This window comes from Pseudochrobactrum kiredjianiae (assembly GCF_030362795.1).
Classification (GTDB): domain Bacteria; phylum Pseudomonadota; class Alphaproteobacteria; order Rhizobiales; family Rhizobiaceae; genus Pseudochrobactrum; species Pseudochrobactrum kiredjianiae.
In genome coordinates this window covers 277,372-294,321 of sequence record NZ_JAUCBM010000004.1, presented here as the reverse complement: position 1 = coordinate 294,321, position 16,950 = coordinate 277,372, and the positions used below count along the sequence as shown (strand labels likewise).

At 47.6% G+C, this 16,950-nt stretch carries 16 protein-coding genes and 1 tRNA gene; 8 read left to right on the top strand and 9 right to left on the bottom strand.

Annotated features, from left to right (window positions below; translation table 11 throughout):
- Positions 1-59: 59 nt before the first annotated feature.
- Together QUF18_RS10810 and QUF18_RS10805 are read left to right on the top strand one after the other, a co-directional pair.
- Positions 60-1,712 carry an MFS transporter gene (locus tag QUF18_RS10810; protein WP_374806912.1) on the top strand — a complete coding sequence of 551 codons (1,653 nt, stop codon included), beginning with the start codon at positions 60-62 and terminating at the stop codon, positions 1,710-1,712.
- A gap of 22 nt (positions 1,713-1,734) precedes the next feature.
- A complete protein-coding gene (locus QUF18_RS10805; RefSeq protein ID WP_289387061.1) occupies positions 1,735-2,781 on the top strand; it encodes an HlyD family secretion protein in 1,047 nt (348 codons plus the stop codon).
- A gap of 335 nt (positions 2,782-3,116) precedes the next feature.
- Here the strand turns inward: QUF18_RS10805 and QUF18_RS10800 are convergent, their stop codons facing one another.
- Entirely contained in the window at positions 3,117-3,428 is a 312-nt protein-coding gene (locus QUF18_RS10800) for a hypothetical protein (protein ID WP_289387060.1), read from the bottom strand.
- Between the two features lie 70 nt (positions 3,429-3,498).
- Positions 3,499-3,738, bottom strand: coding sequence for a hypothetical protein (locus QUF18_RS10795; protein WP_289387191.1), 240 nt, complete (start codon positions 3,736-3,738; stop codon positions 3,499-3,501).
- Between the two features lie 171 nt (positions 3,739-3,909).
- On the opposite strand from QUF18_RS10795, the gene QUF18_RS10790 reads away from it, so the two are divergent.
- From QUF18_RS10790 to QUF18_RS10775, 4 genes are all read left to right on the top strand, one after another.
- Positions 3,910-3,986, top strand: a tRNA-Pro gene (locus QUF18_RS10790).
- Between the two features lie 176 nt (positions 3,987-4,162).
- A complete protein-coding gene (locus tag QUF18_RS10785; protein ID WP_289387059.1) occupies positions 4,163-4,405 on the top strand; it encodes a PepSY domain-containing protein in 243 nt (80 codons plus the stop codon).
- Between the two features lie 263 nt (positions 4,406-4,668).
- The gene (locus tag QUF18_RS10780; RefSeq protein ID WP_289387058.1) at positions 4,669-4,941 is read left to right on the top strand and encodes a hypothetical protein; all 273 of its coding nucleotides are present in this window, start codon (positions 4,669-4,671) and stop codon (positions 4,939-4,941) included.
- Between the two features lie 137 nt (positions 4,942-5,078).
- Positions 5,079-5,735: a CatB-related O-acetyltransferase gene (locus QUF18_RS10775; protein ID WP_289387057.1), complete on the top strand. Its 657-nt coding sequence runs from the start codon at positions 5,079-5,081 to the stop codon at positions 5,733-5,735.
- 100 nt (positions 5,736-5,835) lie between these two features.
- On the opposite strand, the gene QUF18_RS10770 is transcribed toward QUF18_RS10775, so the two are convergent.
- Both QUF18_RS10770 and QUF18_RS10765 read right to left on the bottom strand, forming a co-directional pair.
- Positions 5,836-6,180 (bottom strand): DMT family protein, encoded by a 345-nt coding sequence (locus QUF18_RS10770; protein WP_289387056.1) that lies wholly within the window; start codon positions 6,178-6,180, stop codon positions 5,836-5,838.
- Between the two features lie 181 nt (positions 6,181-6,361).
- Positions 6,362-6,661, bottom strand: a complete 300-nt coding sequence (locus tag QUF18_RS10765; RefSeq protein WP_289387190.1) for an XRE family transcriptional regulator — start codon at positions 6,659-6,661, stop codon at positions 6,362-6,364.
- Between the two features lie 451 nt (positions 6,662-7,112).
- Between QUF18_RS10765 and QUF18_RS10760 the strand changes: the two genes are divergently transcribed.
- Positions 7,113-8,747, top strand: coding sequence for a phosphoethanolamine transferase (locus QUF18_RS10760; protein WP_289387055.1), 1,635 nt, complete (start codon positions 7,113-7,115; stop codon positions 8,745-8,747).
- Positions 8,748-8,800: 53 nt separating this feature from the next.
- Here the strand turns inward: QUF18_RS10760 and QUF18_RS10755 are convergent, their stop codons facing one another.
- The 5 genes from QUF18_RS10755 to QUF18_RS10735 form a co-directional block, all read right to left on the bottom strand.
- A complete protein-coding gene (locus QUF18_RS10755) occupies positions 8,801-9,094 on the bottom strand; it encodes a hypothetical protein (protein WP_289387054.1) in 294 nt (97 codons plus the stop codon).
- 244 nt (positions 9,095-9,338) lie between these two features.
- Positions 9,339-10,631 (bottom strand): O-antigen ligase family protein, encoded by a 1,293-nt coding sequence (locus QUF18_RS10750; RefSeq protein ID WP_289387053.1) that lies wholly within the window; start codon positions 10,629-10,631, stop codon positions 9,339-9,341.
- A complete protein-coding gene (locus QUF18_RS10745) occupies positions 10,628-12,172 on the bottom strand; it encodes an undecaprenyl-phosphate glucose phosphotransferase (protein WP_289387052.1) in 1,545 nt (514 codons plus the stop codon). The genes QUF18_RS10750 and QUF18_RS10745 overlap by 4 nt, the downstream gene beginning before the upstream one ends.
- A gap of 266 nt (positions 12,173-12,438) precedes the next feature.
- Positions 12,439-13,584 (bottom strand): glycosyltransferase family 4 protein, encoded by a 1,146-nt coding sequence (locus QUF18_RS10740; RefSeq protein ID WP_289387050.1) that lies wholly within the window; start codon positions 13,582-13,584, stop codon positions 12,439-12,441.
- A 150-nt stretch (positions 13,585-13,734) separates the two neighbouring features.
- On the bottom strand, positions 13,735-14,298 hold the full coding sequence (locus QUF18_RS10735; RefSeq protein ID WP_289387049.1) for a polysaccharide biosynthesis/export family protein: 564 nt from the start codon (positions 14,296-14,298) through the stop codon (positions 13,735-13,737).
- Between the two features lie 326 nt (positions 14,299-14,624).
- Between QUF18_RS10735 and QUF18_RS10730 the strand changes: the two genes are divergently transcribed.
- Positions 14,625-16,844, top strand: a complete 2,220-nt coding sequence (locus tag QUF18_RS10730) for a GumC family protein (RefSeq protein ID WP_289387048.1) — start codon at positions 14,625-14,627, stop codon at positions 16,842-16,844.
- Positions 16,845-16,950 lie beyond the last annotated feature (106 nt).

The window sequence follows — 16,950 nt, the reverse complement described above, 5'->3', positions numbered from 1 at the left end:
ATAAAGCGGGTGCATCTGATACTCTGCCGGAGAATAAGCCGGGTACTGTTGAAGACGAGATGGAAGCCTCTGAAGAGCCTGCACCACAGGCACCGGCTGCTCCGCCATTGCCGCCAACAAAACCCTTTTTGCTTTCTGCGGCCTTCGTGTGCGCCTCTCTGCTGATGTGGATTACACAGGGCATTGGTCTGAACATGGTTGCGGTGAACATTCCGCAATTACAGGGCGGGCTTGGCGCAACAACGGCAGAAACAACATGGCTGCTGGCCGCCTATATGGCACCGAATGTCAGCCTGACATTGTTTCTGATGAAAATCCGCACGCAATATGGTCTGCGTCTGTTTACCGAGCTTGGTCTGCTGGCTTTCGTGCTTGTTACATCACTGCACTGGTTCATTCATGATCTGAACTCGGCACTGATCGTGCGGTTCTTTTCCGGTGCTGCGGCGTCGCCTATGTCGACACTTGGTTTCTTCTATATGCTGGAAGCGTTTCCGCCGAGCAAGAAGATGAGCTGGGGTCTGTGTCTGGCTCTGACCTGCACAACAATCGGTGCGCCATTAGCGCGGATTATCTCGCCGAGTTTGCTCGGAATAGGGCTTTGGCCGCAGCTTTATATGCTGGAGATCGGTCTGGCAATGATGTGCTTCGCCACTGTTTATACACTCAAATTGACACCTATTCCGCACCAGAAAGTCCTCGAAAAGCTTGATTTTATCAGCTATCCGCTGATTGCTCTTGGTTTTGGCTTGCTGGCGATGATGCTGGTTGTCGGGCGCCTGTACTGGTGGCTGGAAGCGCCATGGATCGGTATTTGTCTCGCCGTTGCTTTTGCTGCGCTGGCATTGGCCGCAGCCATCGAGTTCAACCGTGAAAATCCGTTGCTCAACATCCGCTGGCTGACAAGTCGTCAGACATTGACCTTCGCCGGTATGTTGTTGGTTTTCCGCTTAGTTCTTTCAGAGCAAACAGCGGGTGCTACCGGTATGTTTCAGGCACTCGGGATTTATAATGAGCAGAGCACGGGCCTTTATTGGGTGTTGATAGTCAGTTCTGTTCTGGGCGGAATTGTCTGCGCAATGGTCATCCGGCCGGGCAGGGAAGCTTATATTTATACTATTGCGCTACTGCTGATTATGACCGGCGCTTTCATGGACGGACATGCCAATAATCTGATCCGCCCAGAGATGATGTATCTCAGTCAGGCAATGATTTCATTCGGCGGAGCATTATTCTTGCCGCCTGCCATGGCGGCAGGTCTGGTCAGCGCGTTGAAAAATGGCCCGACCTATATCACCAGCTTTATCGTGATTTTTATTTTCACACAAAGTGTGGGCGGGTTGTTCGGATCTGCGGTATTCGGCAGCTTCGTGACATGGCGCCAACAACATCATATGCGGGCTCTCTATGATCAGATTGTGCTGACTGATCCTTTGGTGGCGCAGCGGGTTGCCCAGCTGTCTGCGTCTGTGTCGAAGGTCGTCACAGATCCGGTCTATGTGAAGGCTGAAGGTGCTGTTTTGCTCGGTCAGCAGATTGTGAAAGAGGCAACCGTTCTATCCTATAATGATCTGTTTTTGCTGGTGTCTGCCATTGCTGCGATGACACTGGCTATTCTGATTATCCGGCGGGTTGTGGTGCCTGTGTTGATGAGGATCTGGCACTTTTTGTCGGGTCATACACCCGCTTCTGAACAGCTTGCCGTAAACTGATTTTGATTTGAGAGTATCTGAAATGCAGAAGATTTTTCGTAACTCAGCCACATTATTCATTCTGGCCATCGGGCTTTGCGGCGTATTGTTCATTCTTTACGCATGGCAGTTACCGCCCTTCCGTTCTTCGGTTGAGATGACGGAGAATGCCTATGTGCGCGGGCAGGTGACTATCGTCAGTCCGCAGCTTGCCGGTTATGTCGAGGATGTACCGGAACGCGATTATTTACGGGTAAAAAAGGGCGACGTACTGTTTACGCTGGATGATCGTATTTATGTTCAGAAGCTGAAACAGGCTGAAGCTATGCTATTGACGCAAAAAGCTGCTTTGGCGAACTCTGAGCAGGATCGTCTCGCAGCAGAAGCGCGGACGCGTTCCGGCGAGGCCGTACTGAACAGTGCAAAAGCAGCGTTAGTTGTCGCAATGGCAAATTATAATCGTGTTACACCTTTGCGCAAAAGCGGGGTGATGACCCAGAGCAATGAAGATCAGTCACTTTCCGCTCTTGAGCAGGCGCGCGGCTCGGTCAGTCAGGCTGAGGCTGCGCTGGAAGTGAATAAGCAGGATGTGCAGTCGATTGTTGTGCGCCGTCATTCGCTTGAAGCCGCAGTTACCAATGCAGAAGCAGCGGTCGATCTTGCAAAAATTGACCTGAGTAACACGAAAATCATTGCACCACAGGATGGCGGTCTTGGTGAAATTGGCGCGAAACCCGGCCAATATGTAAATATCGGAGCGCAGCTGACTTCACTGGTTCCTGATAAGAAGTGGGTGATTGCGAATTTTAAGGAAACCCAATTCGATGGCATGAAAGTTGGCTTGCCGGTAACATTTACGGTGGATGCACTCGGTTATGGCAAAATGACTGGCCGTATTGAAGCCTTTTCACCGGCAACAGGGTCGGAATTCAGTGTCTTGAAAGCTGATAATGCAACAGGAAACTTTATCAAGGTGGCACAGCGTTTGCCGGTTCGTATTGCTATTGATGAAGGACAGCCACAAGAAGAGCGCCTTGCACCGGGCATGTCAGTCATTGTTAAAGTCGATACCAAAGCGAAGACTGAATAACCGTTGGTAATGCGGACAGAGTGCAGGAATATAGTTTACGCAAGCTGGAGGTGTAACTGACGATCCGCGATATCGTCAGTTATCGTTTTTATATGGTATCCATGTTGGGTCGTAAGAAAGGCCCTTCACGCCTTTCTCATCATGCTATGCAGTGGATAAAAGTGCAGGGTGCGAAGGTTTCTATATTTCATGAACCTCAACAAAAACACACCGCAGACATTTATATGTATTAGCGCGTAAAGCCGCTCTCGCAACCTGATAAAGCTTTCTATGCTTTGGAGCCGGACTATATTCACTAGATGCGCAGATTTAATGAGGCAGGCTGAAGCGGTTATTTATTTTTTGCAGCGCTGCTTGCCAAGCTGCACGTTGAATTGGCGAGCCCCGACAATACCGGGTTTTACCGGCTGAGAAACAATCTTGGCAGAGATAGAGCAGTTACCGGCAACCACCAGATATTGATCATCCTTTTGATAAATAATCTTAGTGATAGGCTGGTAGGGAGAAAGCGTTTCAGTGACGGCCGTGATAACAGCGTTCAGCTCATTGGCACGCTGATATTGCGGAGCCAGTGCTGCCATCGAAACGGTACTGAAACCTGACAGCATAACAACAGCGAAGATCAGCTTTATCGAGAGATTACGCATTTCATTTGATCCTTCAGTGGATAGGCAGTGTCGCAACTTACAGGTTTACAATACAAGTGCCAGGTTGAATTTAGTCGTCACTGAAATCAGGTATTTCACCAAAGCTGGCAAGCAGACGCGGCGTATTCATATCACCGCTTTCTTCATCTACCTGCACTGCATAGGCAGCGACGCCAATATAGCGTGCAGACATAGAGGTAGCGATTTTTATGGCACCGGCTTCGCTGGAGGCGGGGCGCATTTCCGCAGCAACAAGTTTCTGCTTGTTTTTGCGAAACGGCATGATGATGTATTTCTCTGAATTGGCCACTGTGAGAGACATAGTGGAATCTCCTTTATGTTCACACTATGTTCTGTTTTTTAAATCATTGTCAAGAGCTATGAGAGAGAGCGGATTTATTGGTAAATGGGCTTTATGATATTTTCGGAGATTTAATAGTCTTGCCAATAAAACCTTTATATTCTAAGGCTTTTAGGTGATCGGAGCGTAGCGCAGCTAGGTAGCGCACTTGACTGGGGGTCAAGGGGTCGTGGGTTCGAATCCCGCCGCTCCGACCATGATTTCAAAGGTTTTAGCTTTTTTGAGAGCCATATTTATCCGGGTGGTTTTCGAAAGTTATATATACAAATTACATTAAATAATGACCTTTAAAAAAAATTCATAACCCTATTCTAAAAATTATTGAATTTTGCTGCTATCCTCCCATATCCTCTGAATAACAAAGGAGTTTGGTATGAAAACAATCATTGCGGCTACGATTTTAACATTCACTGCTTTGAGCGCTTATGCAGCGGTACCGGAAGGTACAAAGCTGTCAGAGATTATTGCAAAAATCGAGAGCACAGCTGATGTTAAATATGTCGACGAAGTTGATTGGAACGACCGCGGATATTACGAAGTTGAGTATTATCTGAACAGCGGCGCAAAGGTTGAGATCAAGATTGATCCTAAAACCGGAGAAGCTGTAAAAAACTAATGCTTCTGCTTAATCAGGCTTCAGTAACTTGAGAGCTTCCTTTGCCGTTAATATGTTTGGCTCGTATAAAAATGTATTTCTAAATATGAGGCAAATCCGGACTTTATTGAATGATGCAATTGCAAGCTCTTATCTTCCCAGAACGCTCGATATTACCTTTCAAGTCAGAGATGATTTTTTAAAAACACGCAAAACAATCTTTTTAGATCAATGATATAGACAGGAGACAACTCCCTTAAATATTGTCGACGGGGGTATACAGAATGAAGCTGACACAAATAAACTTGCTAATTGATATTCCGGAACTCAATCATTTCAAACTTGGTGATAAAGTGATTGCTGAGACATCAGAACACCAAGATCAGACTGAAGGAATTGTTGTCGGCATTGAACTCCAGCAGCTGAAATCCAGTGAGATTGCTATACCAAATATCACTGTGCTGGATAATGAGGGGCGTCTGAAGGGCGGGTTTAAACCGGGAGATTTGCGCTTGACTGGTTTCCCAAAACGGGAACTAAGTAAAGGTATGCACTGATATCCTGTTCTATATTCTTGGCTGAGTTTGGGTGCCGGCTTGTTCAAACATAAGCCGCCCTTGATAAATTATAATATTACATTATCCGCTGACAGAGGCTAAAGTACGCACTCAGAATTTATATGAGGTGAAGCTTTATGTCGGGACATCAGGATACGGAAAAACATTGGTCAAAAGTCGAAATTTTGGCCGATACCGTTAAAAATCCTAATATTCATATCCGCGGTAAAAATAGTTATTATAGCAATGCCTGGACTGGAAGTTTCGAGGAAAGTGTTGTTCGCTATCACTACGGTGATGAATATAGTCTCGCACATTGGGAAACATTGTGGGAAATCGACCAGCTTTATATCGGTGATTACGTTTGTATCGGTGCAGAAGCCGTCATTTTGATGGGCGGCAATCACACCCATAGGACTGATTGGTTCGGCCTTTATCCGTTTCCTGAAATGATTGCAGAAGCCTATCTCGCTAAAGGCGATACCGTTATTGAGGACGGTGCCTGGATCGGCATGCGGGCGATGATTATGCCAGGGGTGACCATCGGTGAGGGTGCAATTATTGCATCAGGCGCATTGGTCACGAAATCTGTAGCGCCTTACACGATAGTTGCCGGTAATCCTGCTGCGCCGATTAAACAACGCTTTTCTGCTGCAACAACGGAACAACTGCTGGCATTGAAAATCTATCAATGGGAGAAAGCTAAATTCGTTGCATTGAAGCAATATATTTGCTCGGATGATATTGATAAGTTGATGGAGGCTGCAAAGCTATATGATGAAAACCAGGCTTGAGAGCTAATGCCGGACTTTACGCGAGGCAGCGCAGTGTTTTGCTAAGACAGACGCCCGTTCAGAAAAATGAATGGGCGTTTTTATTGAGGCCGGATTATCGTCAGAAGGGGCCTTTAAAAACAAAAAATGCACCGAGGCAGATGAAGCCAAAGCCAATTATATGATTGATTGTCAGACTTTCACCCAGATATAGCACGGAAAATCCTGCAAATACGCTGAGTGTAATGACTTCCTGAATGGTTTTCAGTTCTGCGGCACTATAGATGCCGTGCCCCATGCGATTGGCTGGAACGGCAAGGCAATATTCAAAAAAAGCAATCAGCCAGCTGACAAGGATCACGAGCATCAGCGGTTTGTTTGTGAATTTCAGATGCCCGTACCAGGCAAAAGTCATAAAAATATTGGATGCGCAGAGCAGCAGGATCGGCTTGAGATAGTCAGCCATTTTATGCCTCAATATACCGTCAGGAGCGTCAGGATCGACAAAGCACCGATACATTTATTCTCAGCATAAGTAAAACGCCCTTGGATATCTCATTTGCAATAGGCGTTGGTGGCGTGTTCCTGTTGGATAATGCAAAAAGCGGGCCGTTGAGCCCGCTTTTTATCGCTTCTTATGCAGCTCTTTAGGGCACGTCGTCATAACCGACTATGCCGCCTTCTGCTTCGAGAGCAGAGATACGCTTGGCTTCCGAACGGGTGAATTTCAACCGGACGCCGATACCGCCGCCATTCTCAGGAATGAAAACTGCTCCGGCATCTTCAAGCGCTTTTTGCAATGCCTCCAGCACAGCATTGTCCGGGGTATCAAGCTTACGCTCAAACAACTCGATCACACCAATTTCAATGCCTGAAAATGAGGATAGTCTTTCACGGCTAAGTTCAATTAAGGTGCGGGCAGCTTTACATTGCGGGCCGGTAATCATCACAAGTCTGTCCTTTTGGCTGGGATATGTCTTGGGTAGGCTCAAAACGTGCCTTAGAGCGCCGTGCGTCCTCTTGAGCGCACAAAGGTCGCTCTAACACTTTATGCTGTAAGGTTTTGAGAAACAAAGCCTTATTTCTTGTATCATAACGTAGTTTCAGTCGGTTGAAACAAGACTTTTTGAAGCGGCACAATAGGAGTAAAGCTGCTCTTTATCCAAAAACTTGCCTTTAATGTCATAATTTGGTCTGAAGACGGATGCTTGGTATTATACAGTGTCTTCGAACTAAAAATTCATAAATTCATGTAATGATTGGTTTTTTATGAATTATATTATTAATTTTATTGTTCTAAATTTATGCGGCTTATGCACGGATCGTAAATTATCTAAAAACACATGATTTCTTGACGGATATATAAGATGTAGTTTTTTTATTTTGAACAGGTGACATATGAAATTCAAAAGAATTTCTGTAGCAAGTAACTTATTATGCTTTATTTCAGCTATTTATATCGCGATTTTTTTTAACAGAACCGTTTTTGCATTTATGTCAGACTATCTGAATGGAGATTATCTGATTGTCGGAATAATCATTTCAGCGATATTTTTGCTGATTTATTGCCTTCTCATATTGTTTTCAGCGCCCTATCTCATCAAGCCTGCACTGATTTTCTTTATAGTCGTCTCGGCATCGTCAGCTTATTTTATCGACCATTTCGGTGTTTTTATTACGCCAAATATGATTGAAAATGCTGCCACCACGACGCGAGCAGAATCCGGACATCTGATTAACGGGCATTTTATTCTCAACATGCTGCTCTATGCCGGCCTGCCGACAGCCCTGATACTCTGGGTTAAGATTAAACACCGGCCTTTTGTGCAGAAATTATGGGTCAATACAGCGTTGATCTCAACGTGTCTGATTGCTGCTTTAGCTTTGATTATGAGCAATTTTGGTACAATTTCATCGATGTTTCGTGACAAAAAAGAAGAGATTGTTGCAAGGATAAATCCTCTGGCACCTGTCAGCAGCAGCATTCGATATCTGGTTAAAGCGAATAATGAGCGCACTTATATTGCAGAGCCGCTGGGAGCAGATGCAGAGCAGCTTAAACCTTATAAAGGTGATGGTGATAAAAAACGTCTGACGGTGATTGTGGTTGGAGAAACAGCGCGTGCGCAGAATTTCAACTTCAACGGCTATGCGCATGATACTAATCCGCAATTACGCGCGCGGGATATTTTGAATTTCAGCAATACGACCAGTTGCGGCACAGAGACGGCCGTGTCCGTGCCTTGCATGTTCTCGCCATTTCCGCGGACAGACTATAGCAGTAAAAAGTTCAGGCAGTCAGAAAACCTGATGGATGTACTGAACCATGCAGGTCTGAAACCTCTATGGATAGAAAACAATACCGGCACCAAACGTGTTGCGGATCGTATTGAAACAATTGATCTCAGTCAGATGCAGGCAGACAATCCCAATTGTGAGGGCGGCGAATGCTACGATCAGGTGCTGGTTGATCAGCTTGCAGCACGGATTGACAGCTTTGAGTCCAATTCGGTGGTTGTTCTGCACATGCTTGGCAGTCATGGCCCTGCTTATTACCGGCGCTATCCCGCGAACGAAGAAGTTTTTAAACCTGCCTGCCACACATCCAATTTCTCTGAATGCACGCAGCAGGAGATCATCAATGCCTATGATAACTCTATCCTTTATACGGATAAAATTCTGGCAGAGATCATTGATCTTCTGAAAGCGAAAGAAGGGGAGTTTGCATCCTCAATGATCTATATGTCCGATCACGGGGAATCTTTGGGCGAGAAGGGGCTTTACCTCCACGGGATGCCTTATTTTATAGCACCGCGCGAGCAGACTTCTATTCCGTTCTTCAGCTGGTTTTCTCCGGAGTTTCTGAAACAGAATAATCTGGATATGGCTTGCCTGAGACAGCAAACGGATAAACCGGCTTCTCATGACGATCTGTTTCATCTGGCACTGGGATTAATGGATGTGAAGACCAGTGTTTATGACGAGAAACTAGATATATTCAATATTTGCCGGAGTGTTGAAACCGCAAACTAGTTCATACAACAAAGCTCCGGAAAATTTCCGGAGCTTTGTTCAACTTGGCAATTTTACCAGCGTGTATCGTTACGGCAGCTGGCAACGAGAAAACCCAGAACAAAACCGGCAATACCAGCCGTGCTAAGAATAGTCGTTGCTGTGCCCGGATTTTCACGGATTGCAGATACCGTTGCCTGCCCCTGTTCCTTGATGGTTGAGGCGGCACGATTGAGACGGGTGCCGGCTTCTTCAGCCGCTTCCTCGCTGCGCTGCTTGAGCGACTTGCTCATTGTATCGATCTGCTGACGTAGTTCTGCGATTTGTTCTTCCATCGCCTGACGGGCATTGTCTGCATTATCAGCCATTTATATTCTCCGTATTCACTATTAAATCTTGTGAGAAAAATCAGAGCATTGGTTCTGTCATATAAGCGCATGCTTCGCTTTAGCGCTATGCGCTTACATGTTCATTGCTACAGGTGTAATCAGAAGAAGAAATACCAGATCAGCACCACAACAAAAAACGGTACGCCCATCATCCATAAAATACCGGCTCTCAGCATCTTTGTTCTCCTTGTTTTTATAAAGGAGTAACGCGATGACCGTTTGTTTAGTTCCCTAAAATCTTTTGCGGAATGACTATACGTGGTGATTGTGAGCGCAATTCTTGCTGATAGCGGTGTTCCAGTCCGGTACACCCCCAGATAATACCAATAAGCAGATAAAAATGCCGCCAATGGTCTATATCAATCACATTGCCGATGAGAATATGAGCGATAAAGGCAACGTAACTACATAGAAGATAGGGCTGCCATGGCCGGTCGCGCAGCATCAGCCTAAAGCCAAAAGCGAGCGTCAGTATTGTCAAAATGATAAAGGCGATGAAGCCCAGCCAGCCATAGTCGAGCAGTGCTTTCAACCAGATGTTATGTGTATCTTCGCCGAACATCGGACCAAATTCCAACGGGCCGATACCAAATGGTTCTTCCATTGATAGCAGAAGTCCCAGCCAATGCCGTGCAAATCGCCCTGTGCGCGCATTGTCGTAATCCTGATCAAGACGGGCACGTTGATAGAAAATATCGCTGATCTGCGGGATTTGTAACGCAATCAGCAGAGCCAGTGCCAGCAGAATAATCACTGTGACGCTGATGAGAATGATTTTGCCGCGCAAGCGTTGGTCGGAGCTGCGTATGAACAATATGGACGGGATGACCAGCAAAGATATGGCAAACATGCCCCATGCCGCACGGGAAAAAGATAGTAGTACGGCCAGTGTTAATATCAGAAACAGCGCCCAATAAAGCAGGCTTTTGCTGAATGGACGGGTCAGAACCTGATAAATGCACCAATTAATCGGCAGAATAAGAAAAGGGCCGAAGACATTCGGATCCTGAAAAGCGCCTTTAGCGCGGCCATAAAGCGTAAACAAATCCGCTGCCGGTATCAGATTGAGATAGCCGCCGATACCCAGCAGACCGGTGATGGTGGCGGCAGTCAGATAGCCGGTGAAAAGCGGCTGCAATCTTCGCCAATTGCTTTCAGTCACGGCTGCAAAGAATACCGCAGTCAGTGCAAGGAAATAAGAAACTGCGATATAAAGCGGGGCTTTTTTCAGATCATCCATCTGAAAAATCGAAAGAACGCCGCCAATATTAAACAGTGTAAACAGCAGTAGCAATGTGAGTGCATGGATGCTGAGCCTGAGGCCGGAAATCAACCACAGCCCCATCAGTGCCAGCATCAGAATTTCATAAGGACCCGGCTCAAACAGAACAAAACCGCTGAAAAACACGCCTGTACCCAGAGACAATCGCGCAAGCCATGGGAGTACGGCTTGCTGATTGTTGTGGGCAGGCGGTTTAAAACCTCCGGAAACCGGATATTGCGCCTTCGCGGTCAATAGGCATTTTCCGTGTTCAACAGACGCACAGGGGTTAGGAACAGAATTTTCAGATCAAACCACAGCGACCAGTTTTCAATATAATTCAGGTCATATTCTGTACGCATGACGATTTTTTCCGGCTTGTCGATCTCACCGCGCCAGCCATTGATTTGCGCCCAGCCGGTTACACCCGGTTTCACCTTGTGACGTGCGAAATAACCGTCAACCACATCATTATAAAGCATGTTGTTTGAATTGGCGCTGACGGCATGAGGGCGTGGCCCTACCAATGAGAGACTGCCGGTGAGGGAGTTGAAAAACTGCGGTAACTCATCAATAGAAGTCTTGCGAATGATGCGGCCGACACGGGTGACGCGGCTGTCATTTTTAGTCACAGCCAATTTTGCGGTCGGGTCACACTGATCCACATACATGGAACGGAATTTCCAGACATTGATCACTTCATTATTAAAGCCGTGACGCTTTTGTTTGAAAATAACCGGCCCTTTGCTGTCGAGTTTAATGGCGATCGCGGTCGCCAGCATAATCGGGGAAAACAGCACAATCCCGAACAGGCTAAACACGATATCGAACATACGCTTGGCGATAGCATCCCAATCGTTGATCGGCTTGTCGAGAATATCCAGCATCGGTACCGAGCCGATATAGGAGTAAGCACGCGGACGCAGGCGCATATTGGCAGCATGTGCGGAAAGACGAATATCAACCGGCAGTACCCAGAGCTTTTGCATCAACGTCAGAACACGCTCTTCTGCCGAAATCGGCAGGGAGACAATCAGCATATCAATGCGGGCAACGCGGGCGAATTCAATCAGTTCGGAAATATTGCCGAGTTTTGGATAGCCCGCCACCACAGGCGGTGAGCGACGGTCGCCGCGATCATCAAAAATACCGCAAATGCGAATATCATTATCCGGCTGCTGGTTGAGCGCCAGAATAAGATCTTCCGCATTCTGACCACCGCCAACAATCACAGCACGGCGTTCCATACGTCCGCTACGCGCCAATATACGCATCAATTTGGCAGCAAGAATACGAGACAGCGCAAGAATGACAAAGCCGGAAACTGCAAATCCGGCAAACCAGACTCGGGAATAAACAGCAGAAATTTTCAGCAAAAAGGCCAGAATAGCCATGGTCGCAAAAACACCTGCCCAGCTGATAATCAAACGGCCAAGATAGCGAAACGGTTTACGCAAAACTGACGGGCGATAGCCTGAACTAAACTGCGCAAAGATAACATAGAGCGAGGCGGCCAGTGTATTTGCCATGAAATATTCAAGGAGATGCGCTTCCTGAATGCCGACATAGGCAAAATACACGCCAATGCCACAGAGAAAAACAATCAGAAATTCCCATATGCGCATCAATCCGGTGAAAAGCGCCGGAGAGATACTCTCATTGCGATATTTAGCAGCAACTTTGATAGCAAGGGGGCTGAGCTCAACCTTTTCAGCGGGCACGAGCGGCTGATCGGAGTTGGACTGCTTCAGCAGCGCCTTCCTGTCAAAATTTCCGTTGGTTTTTTTCTCACGCATAGGATCTACCGGCATATCTGGGATTTCTCTCACAAGAAAATATATGCAATTTATCGGCTATGAGAGTTGTTATTTTCTTATTTTTGCGAGGCAATTCGTATTATCGCGCCATATACAGGCTTTTTCATAGATCGTGGTTGCCGGATAGTAAATGTATCCGCAATGTTAGTTTAATAGCTGAAAGCCGATTATTTTGATTTTTATTTGGATGGAAACGACAGCTTTGCTTGCTGCAACATAATTTTAATTATGAGAGCAGGGGTAATTTAGTAGCTTCTGTAGAATTGTTCAACTGCCGCAGCCATATTTTCACGGCTGAATAAGGAGCGCAGCAGGAGCGGATCAGGCATACTCTCGTAGAAACCGCACGGATCGGTCAATGCTTCATGCATTTTGGCTGCGATGGCGGTTGCATCGGGTTTACTTAATGCATTGCTGTCTTCGCCGAAGATTTCTGCCAAACCACCAACACGGGTCGCAATAACACTGCGTTCTGCTGCCAGAACTTCGAGTGCAATATAGGGCAAGGATTCAGCGCGCGATGGCAATACAAATATCCGGCCAAGCGCCAGCGCTTCACGAACGGGCATCGCCGGATAAAAACGGATATGCTGCGATAAGCCCAATTGTTCAGCCAAGGCTTGGTATTGCTGTTTTTGCGGGCCATCACCGACCATAGTGCCGGTAACCGGCGGGCGGTTGCCGGCTTTTGCTGCGAGATTCAGCTCTGCCAATGCGCGGATGAACAAGTCCGGCCCTTTTAAATCGCGCATCATACCGGTGAATAAAAAATCTGCGGCATCAGCAGCCAAATCCACCGGTTCAAACTCGTCTTTGCTAATACCGTTGCGGATCACCGCATAGGTGCAGCGCGGATTACCGACTTTGGCGCGATAGGTATTTTCTTCATAGGCCGATACGAAAATCAGGCCGTCCGTCATATTTTCCAGCCAACGCTCGGCGGTGAACATGACTTTGCCTGCAAGGGATGTGGCATCAAAATGCAGGCTGCCGCCATGCGGAGAGTAAAACCGTAGCGGGCGGGAAATCTGATTGCGCTTTTCACGCGCTAAGAAACAGCCAAGGCGGGCATATGTGCCGCCTTTAGCGCCGTGACCATGCATAATATCCGGCTCTAGCTGTTTGAGTAATTTATGCGTTGCGAGGATAGCGCCAATATCGCTGAGGCCTATTTTGCGACTGATAGGGATGCGGTGCAGCCCCAGTGCCAGATCAGGCAGCAGTGATGCGAATTGTGCCTGTTCCAGTGCGCCGTCTTCGCATAATTCGCAGATGGCCCCGACTTGATGACCGGCAGCCTTTTGCATTGCTGCCAGATCGCGAATGTGCCGGAACACGCCGCCAACAGGCGAGCGGAAGCAATGGATAATCCGCAAAGATTGCTGCTTCACAACACCCTCAACTTAGCTTGTGGGTATTAGAGCGTCGTGCGTCCTCTTGGATGCACAAAGGTCGCTCTAACTCTTTATATATACAGCATAATTTTTCCTGAAACGGATTCAGGTTTAAAGAATTATGCTGTAATCTCACCCATTTTCTTATCAGAATAGCCGTTCACGGACATAAATGGTATCGCCTGGCAGAATAGGGTCGGTAATACGCACACGTCCGGTAAAGATCTTACCGTTAATCTGGCGGGTAATGTCAACGCTTTCCTGATTGGCACGTGGCGTGAAACCGCCAGAAGCCGCAATTGCGGTCTGAGCCGTCATGCCCGGTACATAGGAATATTGTCCGGCGCCGCCGACTTCACCCATAATGAAGACAGGGCGATAACGGTCGATTTCCACGCTGACATCAGGATTGCGGATATAGCCGCCGCGCAATTTCGCGGCGATTGCCGTTTCAAGCTGCTTTGCAGTTTTGCCACGGGCAGGAATGCTGCCAACCAGCGGAAAAGCAATATAGCCGGACTGGTCAACCGAATAAGTATTGCTGAGACCTGTCTGTTCAAACACTGTAATACGCAGGCGATCACCGGAGCCTAGAATATAAGGCTGGTTGAGAGCTTCATGAAAAGCGGGCGGAGCAGGCTGATAGCTGGAGCAACCTGAAAGGATCAGGCCGGTTATCCCCAAAGCTGCCATAAAAACTTGTGTTTTCATTCTGCTCTTATCCTCATACCGCTTTCAGCATTTTTCGGCTGCATAAAGCTAGTTGTCGCGCATAACTTCAATAATCGGCGCGCCAGTTGGAACGGAGCAGCCTTAGACTGAGTGCGATTATTGAATTATTAGGGTTAATATGGCGTAAAGGCGGTTATAATAATTCAAGCTACGGAACAAAATTGTCATAAAATACAATCTTCTAAAGTAAAGATTTGAATCTACGCGGCAGAAGAGGGTGGCTGATTTTTGGTAATTTAACGCTATAGTTACCTTGACGATTTACCATGTCAGCTCTGTTCAGGAGTATTGGGGTCGGTTCAGTTATGCGCGAGACAGCGGAAAATGCGGATATTGATATCGGAGCGCTCTTTGCAGCTCTGAAACGCAACTGGCTGTTTATAGTGCTGGGGGCGATCTTATTTGCCGTGCTGACATGGGGTGTGGCGCAATTTCTGACGCCTTATTATCGCTCTGAAGCGCGTATTCTGATTGAAACGCGTGAATCGGTTTTCACGCGCCCGAATGCTGTATCAGATAATGATCGCCCGCTGCTGGATTCTGAGGCTGTAAAGTCGCAGGTCGAATTGATTGGCTCCGCGCAGGTGCTGGCGAAAGTTGCAACTGATCTGAAACTAGCTGATTACGCAGAATTCTATCCGAAAACCGCGTCGCCGATAAAGCAGGTGCTGGTGATGCTGGGGCTGCGCCCTGATCCGCGCACTATTCCGGTGTCGGAGCAGGTACTCACCCGCATGCGTGAGAATTTGCAGGTCTATACTGTGACCGGTTCACGGGTGATTGTCGTTGAATTTTCTGCGAAAAATCCGCAGATTGCTGCCGATGTGGCCAATAAAATCGCGGATGAATATATTGCCACACAGGTTGCAGCCAAGCGTCAGCTGACGGGTGATGCAACAGGCTGGCTGGCACCGGAAATCGATCAGCTGACCAAAAAGGTTCGTGAAGCGGAAAGCAAAATTGCGGATTTCCGTGCGGCTACGGACTTGCTCAATACCAGTAATAATACCTCTCTTGCGACACAGCAGATGTCCGATATCTCGTCGGAACTTTCGCGTTTAAAAGCGCAGCGTGCCGCGAGTGAGGCCAAAGCTGAAAGCATTCGCGCTGCACTCAAAAAGGGTGTTTCGGTCAATAGTTTGCCGGAGGTAATGTCCTCAGGCATCATGCAGCAGCTCAATGAGCGCCGCGGTGCTTTGATGGCTGAGATTGCCAATCTGTCGACCACATTGCTCGACGGGCATCCGCGCCTTCAGGGCTTGCGTGCGCAGCTGGCTGATCTCGACCGGCAGATTCGGCAAGAAGGGAATACGATTCTCAAGAGCCTCGATAATGAGGTGAATACTGCCCGCAGTCTTGAGCAGGAGCAGACGCGCGAGTTGAACCGCTTAAAAGCACAAGCGGCAGAAGCTGGCAGTAAGGAAGTTGAACTACGGGCATTGGAGCGTGAAGCCGCTGCCCAGCGTGACCTGTTACAAACGTATCTGGCACGTTTCCGTGAGGCTTCTAGCCGTGCGGATCGTGTTGATCAGCCTGCTGATGCGCGTATTTTCTCTGAAGCAACAGTTGCAGGCGCGCCGTATTTTCCTAAAGTTCTGCCAATGGTCGGCATGAGCTTTGTTGCTGCTCTGTTACTGCTGTCGGTTTTTGTGCTGTTGCGTGAGCTTTTCAGTGGTCGCGCTTTGACGGCAAGTCCTGACAGAACTGTCAGGGGACAAAATATCTGGGGTGATGAAGATAGTCGCACCACACAAAATTTTGCCCCCGCACATAATAGAATCGCACAGATTGATGATAAACTGATTGCGCAGCCGGTATCTGAGCCTGTTGTAGCGAATGATGAGATGATTGAGCGTCCGATGGCCCGTCCTGAAATTGATGTCGAAACAATTCAGCGTATTTATGACAGCTACACAGTATCTGAGAACGTGGCAGCTGAGGTCGTTGCTGAAACCGATGATATTTATGCGCCAAATGGTGTTGCTGCGATTGCCAGCCGTTTAATGCTGCAAGAGCGCCGTCGCATTATCCTGATTTCGCCGGAGGGTGATGCCGGTTCAGCGGGGAGTGTGCATTTGCTGCGTGAGTTGGCAGATCGCAGTCTGCGGGTGCTGCTGATGGATATGACTGGTAGCGGAGCCATTGGTCAGGCCATGCTCGACGGTGGTAAACCTGCAGGCATTACTGACCTGCTGCTCAATGTGAAGCAGTTCACTGATATTATTCACGGCGATCTTTATTCTGACGCGGATGTTATTCCGACGGGTCTTTCTGACCCGAAAGCAGCAATGGCAGAGGCCGAACGGCTGCCCGTGATTTTTGAAGCACTGGAAACAGCCTATGATTTTGTGCTGGTGGAAATCGGTGCATCAACAGCTGAGCAGGCACTTAATCTCGATAGTGACGCATCGCTTTTCGTGATGAATGTGTTTGACAGTGAAGATCAGATTGTAGCGCAAACCGCGCTGGCTTTCCATGAGGCAGGTCAGGAAGATGTGACCATTCTGATGGTTCCGCACGCGTAAGGGCTGACTTATAGCATTTCCAGCAAAAGTGCGAAGCGGTTTTGCGTTGGATAATGCGTAAAAACAAACAGTTACAGCGGTTCCAACGATTCAGTCTTAACTGGAG

Bases quoted from the DNA above. Each gene is read 5' to 3' on its own strand.
- QUF18_RS10805 (WP_289387061.1), top strand. From the start codon at position 1,735: ATGCAGAAGATTTTTCGTAACTCAGCCACATTATTCATTCTGGCCATC.
- QUF18_RS10785 (WP_289387059.1), top strand. From the start codon at position 4,163: ATGAAAACAATCATTGCGGCTACGATTTTAACATTCACTGCTTTGAGC.
- QUF18_RS10745 (WP_289387052.1), bottom strand. From the start codon at position 12,172: ATGCGTGAGAAAAAAACCAACGGAAATTTTGACAGGAAGGCGCTGCTG.
- QUF18_RS10780 (WP_289387058.1), top strand. From the start codon at position 4,669: ATGAAGCTGACACAAATAAACTTGCTAATTGATATTCCGGAACTCAAT.
- QUF18_RS10765 (WP_289387190.1), bottom strand. From the start codon at position 6,661: ATGATTACCGGCCCGCAATGTAAAGCTGCCCGCACCTTAATTGAACTT.
- QUF18_RS10775 (WP_289387057.1), top strand. From the start codon at position 5,079: ATGTCGGGACATCAGGATACGGAAAAACATTGGTCAAAAGTCGAAATT.
- QUF18_RS10755 (WP_289387054.1), bottom strand. From the start codon at position 9,094: ATGGCTGATAATGCAGACAATGCCCGTCAGGCGATGGAAGAACAAATC.
- QUF18_RS10760 (WP_289387055.1), top strand. From the start codon at position 7,113: ATGAAATTCAAAAGAATTTCTGTAGCAAGTAACTTATTATGCTTTATT.
- QUF18_RS10735 (WP_289387049.1), bottom strand. From the start codon at position 14,298: ATGAAAACACAAGTTTTTATGGCAGCTTTGGGGATAACCGGCCTGATC.
- QUF18_RS10730 (WP_289387048.1), top strand. From the start codon at position 14,625: ATGCGCGAGACAGCGGAAAATGCGGATATTGATATCGGAGCGCTCTTT.
- QUF18_RS10810 (WP_374806912.1), top strand. From the start codon at position 60: ATGGAAGCCTCTGAAGAGCCTGCACCACAGGCACCGGCTGCTCCGCCA.
- QUF18_RS10770 (WP_289387056.1), bottom strand. From the start codon at position 6,180: ATGGCTGACTATCTCAAGCCGATCCTGCTGCTCTGCGCATCCAATATT.
- QUF18_RS10800 (WP_289387060.1), bottom strand. From the start codon at position 3,428: ATGCGTAATCTCTCGATAAAGCTGATCTTCGCTGTTGTTATGCTGTCA.